The organism is ANME-2 cluster archaeon (genome assembly GCA_014237145.1).
Lineage (GTDB): Archaea > Halobacteriota > Methanosarcinia > Methanosarcinales > Methanocomedenaceae > Methanocomedens_A.
Map to the genome: position 1 here is coordinate 1 of JAAXOC010000083.1, position 5,011 is coordinate 5,011.

Annotated in this window: 6 protein-coding genes; 2 read left to right on the forward strand and 4 right to left on the reverse strand. The window is 41.5% G+C overall.

The features are described 5' to 3' along the window. Positions 1–88: 88 nt before the first annotated feature. A complete protein-coding gene (locus HF974_10650; protein MBC2698766.1) occupies positions 89–823 on the reverse strand; it encodes a DnaJ domain-containing protein in 735 nt (244 codons plus the stop codon). Between the two features lie 405 nt (positions 824–1,228). On the opposite strand from HF974_10650, the gene HF974_10655 reads away from it, so the two are divergent. Then, the gene (locus HF974_10655) at positions 1,229–2,170 is read left to right on the forward strand and encodes a 2-hydroxyacyl-CoA dehydratase (protein MBC2698767.1); all 942 of its coding nucleotides are present in this window, start codon (positions 1,229–1,231) and stop codon (positions 2,168–2,170) included. Next, positions 2,167–2,889, forward strand: coding sequence for a 2-hydroxyglutaryl-CoA dehydratase (locus HF974_10660; GenBank protein MBC2698768.1), 723 nt, complete (start codon positions 2,167–2,169; stop codon positions 2,887–2,889). Before HF974_10655 ends, HF974_10660 begins: the two co-directional genes overlap by 4 nt. A gap of 8 nt (positions 2,890–2,897) precedes the next feature. Here the strand turns inward: HF974_10660 and HF974_10665 are convergent, their stop codons facing one another. From HF974_10665 to HF974_10675, 3 genes are all read right to left on the reverse strand, one after another. Continuing rightward, positions 2,898–3,251, reverse strand: a complete 354-nt coding sequence (locus HF974_10665) for a hypothetical protein (GenBank protein ID MBC2698769.1) — start codon at positions 3,249–3,251, stop codon at positions 2,898–2,900. 39 nt (positions 3,252–3,290) lie between these two features. Continuing rightward, positions 3,291–3,689, reverse strand: coding sequence for a pyridoxamine 5'-phosphate oxidase (locus HF974_10670; GenBank protein ID MBC2698770.1), 399 nt, complete (start codon positions 3,687–3,689; stop codon positions 3,291–3,293). 796 nt (positions 3,690–4,485) lie between these two features. Beyond that, the coding region (locus tag HF974_10675) for a hypothetical protein (GenBank protein ID MBC2698771.1) at positions 4,486–5,011 on the reverse strand (526 nt) is incomplete at its 5' end.

Below are 5,011 nucleotides of genomic sequence, written 5' to 3' on the forward strand. Positions count from 1 at the left end.
ATATACATACTCAGTATATTCAATGCCGGGTAGTCGGATTGTGGAGTGGTTAAGTTTAACTTGGCAGAAGATTTGATTTGCCCGAAAGTCATGTTATAAATATCCCACCCAAATTTATCCCATATCTACTAGCGTTTTTTGCCAATGCTCGGGTGAATTCAGCATCTTCAAGATAATCATCCCGGCGGAAATCTTTATGAAATACAAGGTTTTCGGTTTTATCTTCATACAAAAAATTAATCAGCTTTTGCATATCATGTGAATATTGAGATATCTCTTTGTTTATTGGGATAGGTATTACACCTGTGTAGGAAACCGCAGGGATTGCCGAAATATTATTAATATCTATTTCCTTATGGTCCTCAGGGGGTATTGGTTTGGGACTTGGAATTAAAATCAACAAAGATATAATTATTATAACAAGTAGAAGTATAATGGTCTGGAAGTTTTTATAAGCAATCCATTCTTCTTTATATCCCCGTTGTCTTCTCTGTTGATCCCATACCTTTTGTCCGTCTCTTCTTTTATCCTCTTTTTTTGTCTCCCTCTCCTTTTCTTCTCTTGCCCTTCTAAAGATATCCTCCTGTGAATATCTTCTATGGATGACTGACTGATAATAATGGTCATATTGCCATCGCTTATCACTGTCTGACAGCACTTCGTAAGCTTCCGCTATATCTTTAAACAATTCCTCAGCACGGTAGGATTTGTTAATATCGGGATGATACTGCTTTGCAAGTCTTCGATACGCTGATTTAATATCATTGATCGATGCATTCCTACTCACTCCAAGGATATCATAGTAATTTAGTTTGGAAGTCATAAATAACAGCCCATAATCCGATGGACAGATATTTGTGCATTTTTACTTGCCAATGTCATACAGCTTGTAAAACAATGTCTGATGCCTATTCTCCAGTTTGTTACTTTCTCGAGGCTGTATAAATATTTTATGATATTAATTGTGAATATTTCTTAACCTACGAAGGGGATACATCTACCCATATCAGGAGAATAAATTCTGGAGAAACAAAGTAAGGAAGATAGAGAATTGAGAACACTAACTAGATCAAGAGAAAGCCTTGTTAATAATAGTACTCAGATATTTTTGGAAAATCTGGAAGACATATAATTGATGGTTTGCTTGAAGGAAGGAGCATAGATGAAATCCTTAGTGGAATCAATCAAGTCAAAAGTAATAATATATTGCACACCAATTGGTCAGCCAATGACAGATACTGTGGGCATAACCGCCCTGATACCTCCTGAACTGGTCTATGCATGCCGGCACCGTCCCCTGGATGTGAACAATGTGGTACCCACATCCTCAATAAATCCCCGCAGCAAGCTGTGCGCATGGACTGCAGTATGGAGGGATGAGATAATGGAGGGAGGGCTGGATATTGATTCATTGGTAGTGGTAGCCGGGGGCGACTGCCACAATGCACTGGTCGACGGCCAGAAAGTAGCCTTAAGCGGCGTACCAACCCATTATTTCTTTTATCCATTTGACAGGGATCCTGATTACATGGCATCACAACTCGACGGATTGGCCGGGTTCCTGGGTGGTATAAAAAATAAGGAGATGTTTCGCACCATATCAGGATTAAAGGAAAAAGGATTGGCACTGGACCAATTAAGGGTTGACGACCGTGCCAGGGCAAGTGATGTATTTTCCGCACTGATATCTTTTGGCGACCTGCAGGGTGATCCTGCTGCCTTTGAGGAGGTGCTGGATACGATTCCACATACTGATGTGGAATATTCAAGCAGGGTTGCCCTTATCGGTGTACCGCCGATATATCCGGATTTCCATGAAGTGGCAGAGAGTTTCGGGTTGCATGTGGTATATGACGAACTGCCCTATGAATTCGTGAGATTGGGCGGGAATGATCTACAGGCCCTTGCCGGAAGTTACAGGAATTACAGCTTTTCAGGTCCTATCACGGGAAGGATAGAGATGATCAGGCAGGAACTGGACCGGCGGCGGGTTGATGGGGTGATCCATTATACCCAGTTTGCATGCCACCACACCCTGGAGGATGAGATATTCAGGGCACACCTGGATTATCCGATCCTTACGGTCCAGGGTGACCTGCCCCGGTCATCTTCTGAGCAGTTAAAGTTGAGGCTTGAAGCGTTTTCAGAGATGCTTGAGGTGATGCCATGAATACCGGGCTTGATGTGGGCAGCACCACTGCCAAGATCGTAAGGCTGGAGTCAGGAATAATTACAGCATCTAAAGTGGTGCCCAGTCATAGATGGAAGGAATTGCTGGAATATGGAAATAAGAGGGATACTATAGAGACCATCGTGTCCACAGGCTATTTCAGGAGGACAGTGCCCCACACCGCTGCGATAACAGAGATAACAGCCGCATCGCTGGGGGTCAGGTATTACATACCTGACGCACAGGTCATAGTGGATGTGGGAGGACAGGATACAAAAGTAATAGACCTGCGCAACAATACATTCCTGATCAATGACAAATGCAGTGCAGGTACGGGCGCATTCCTGGAACTTGCTGCCCATTATTTTGATATTCCTGTAGAATCACTTGGGAAGCTGCATACCCGGGCCAGGCGATGCGCCCTGATAAATAATACCTGTGGTGTGTTCGCCATATCTGAGATGATATCCCAGCTTGTGGGCGGCTATACCATGGAAGAAGTGATCTGCGGCATACACCAGGCCTTTGCCAGGCGTATCGCCCAGATGATACCACCTGTAGAAACATTAGTACTTATCGGTGGAACTGTATTAAATACAGGCATTGTCGAATCATTTGAATCTATCCATAGCTCAACGGTTGTAGTACCGCCGTCACCACAGACAGTAAATGCCCTTGGCGCGGCATTGTATGGCAAAAAATTGAGGCCTGAAATATAATTTTACACTTAATCCTTGACCCATGGACTTTTGAATGCTTCTTCGAGAACTTCGTGCGTTCGCTTGATCATGTAATCATGGGCTTCATTTACGGTTTCCAGGTCACCCCTAAGCATCAGTATCTCACGCGGGTCCACTTCTACGATGTCAACATTTGCTGTCCTTGAAACTGGTTCCAGGTCGAACTCCTCTACCAGTTCAACTATTACTGATTCTGGTATACCGGGAGGTATCATCAGGTCATACAGACCCTCCATTTCATTTTCTACAGTCTCCTGTCCTTCAGAATCGTCCTCTTCAGCGTATTCATCACCAATAAACAGGTTTTCCTCATCCGTTTTATCTGATATTTTTTTAGCCAACTTCAATCACCGATAAAATATAAGTAACATTTTTGTGTACTATGCGATCTGCTCGCCTGCATGCTGTCCATATATAGAATCATATACCTCTTCAATATGGAAGATCACAACAGCTTTACCAGGTAGTTTCTTGGATTCTGCCAGACTCTTTGCTTCTTCAAAACGGTCTCCTTTTTCAAGGTAATCCACAGAACCCTTGACCTGATATGATTTCTTTGATTCACCGTCATATCCTACAATTGATAATTTAGGATTCTCTTTGAGATTATTGGCAGTTTTCTTAAGGAAATTATCCACGATCATAATTGTCTCATCATCAATGAATTTCCACATACCAACAAAAATAACATTAGGTTTGCCATTTTTATCAGCCGTTGCAATAGGAAGTGGCTTTTGATTCTGTATGACTTCTTTAACCTCGGGATTTAATTTAACCATATTGTTCACCATTGATTATTGTAGTTATTTGTGTTCATATAGTTTTTGATAAAAAATAAACTTTCGTAAAAATATAACGGTAGAAAAGACCATCATTCTATTTTGTGATATTGAATGATCCTATACCACTGGTATGCCATAAGGACCAGCAGGAGTATTACAACAAACCCTATTGTGTCGAATAATACTTCCATTGCAAGCAGTCCCAAAACTAATTCATATTATACAATTCGGCTATATTTTATCATAATTGGGCAATTATTGATTATAATTCAATGTTATTATCCCAGATAAGATAGATTTCATTTGATTTGTACACACGCTTTTAGTTTTGGGACAGCCTGATTGGGTCATTTATTGTTGAATCACGTGAAAGTTCAATTCACCTATATTCTCTTCTAAGGGCAATCAAGCCTACGGCAGCCGGAACGAAGTATCATAGGCCTCATCCACAACAGAGCGCATGTCACAGCCCCATTTTAAGTACTCCTCCACGACATCAACCGGCAGGATATACCGCCCCTCTTCTCAGTTGCCACTCGTCCTGACCAGGTAGAAAGTATCAATAGCTGGATATCGGGCATTTGTAAGGATTATTCTGGTATTATTCGACTGGGGGCCATGCATCCTGAACATCCGGACCCGGAAGCGGAGATTCTGTGGATGCGGCAGCCTGGAATAAAAGGAATAAGACTTCGCAATTAAATTGTGAGCTGTTGGTGACTTAGATGCCACACCAGTATGTAGAGAATGGTATCGATTACGAAAAGGCTGATAAAGTAGTATCGTTAGCTGTTTAAGTCTTAAACCTCAGCAATCCACCCACACCACCAAGTTTCGCCAATCTAGGATCATCTTCAACAAACTCAATTGTTGTGCCTGTTCTTTGGGCAAACTCAATAATCTCTTCAATAACATCAACCTCTGATATTCTGCTACCGCAATACGGACATTTATCTTTTACACCCGAATCAACAATCTGGCATTTCTCACAAATCCAGCCCCTTATTTGATAACCTTTATTTACAAACAGCAACTCTACCTGACCATTTATCACCGCATCCATTGTTTCTCTTAAACCGTGAACTGCAAGACCGTTTTTCAGTATTTCACCCATTAATCTACTCATATTTTTTTCGCTTGTTTCTTTTTCATCCTCTAAGGCGATTTCCTTAGCCTTCGAAATAAGCCTACTTTCAGCTTCGTCAAAATCAATATCAATAATATCTATAACTTTAGACTTAATATGAGGTGGGAGGATATTATTAAACATTGTTTTCGCATTACCGGAACCTGCAATAATAATTCTGACTACCTCTTCC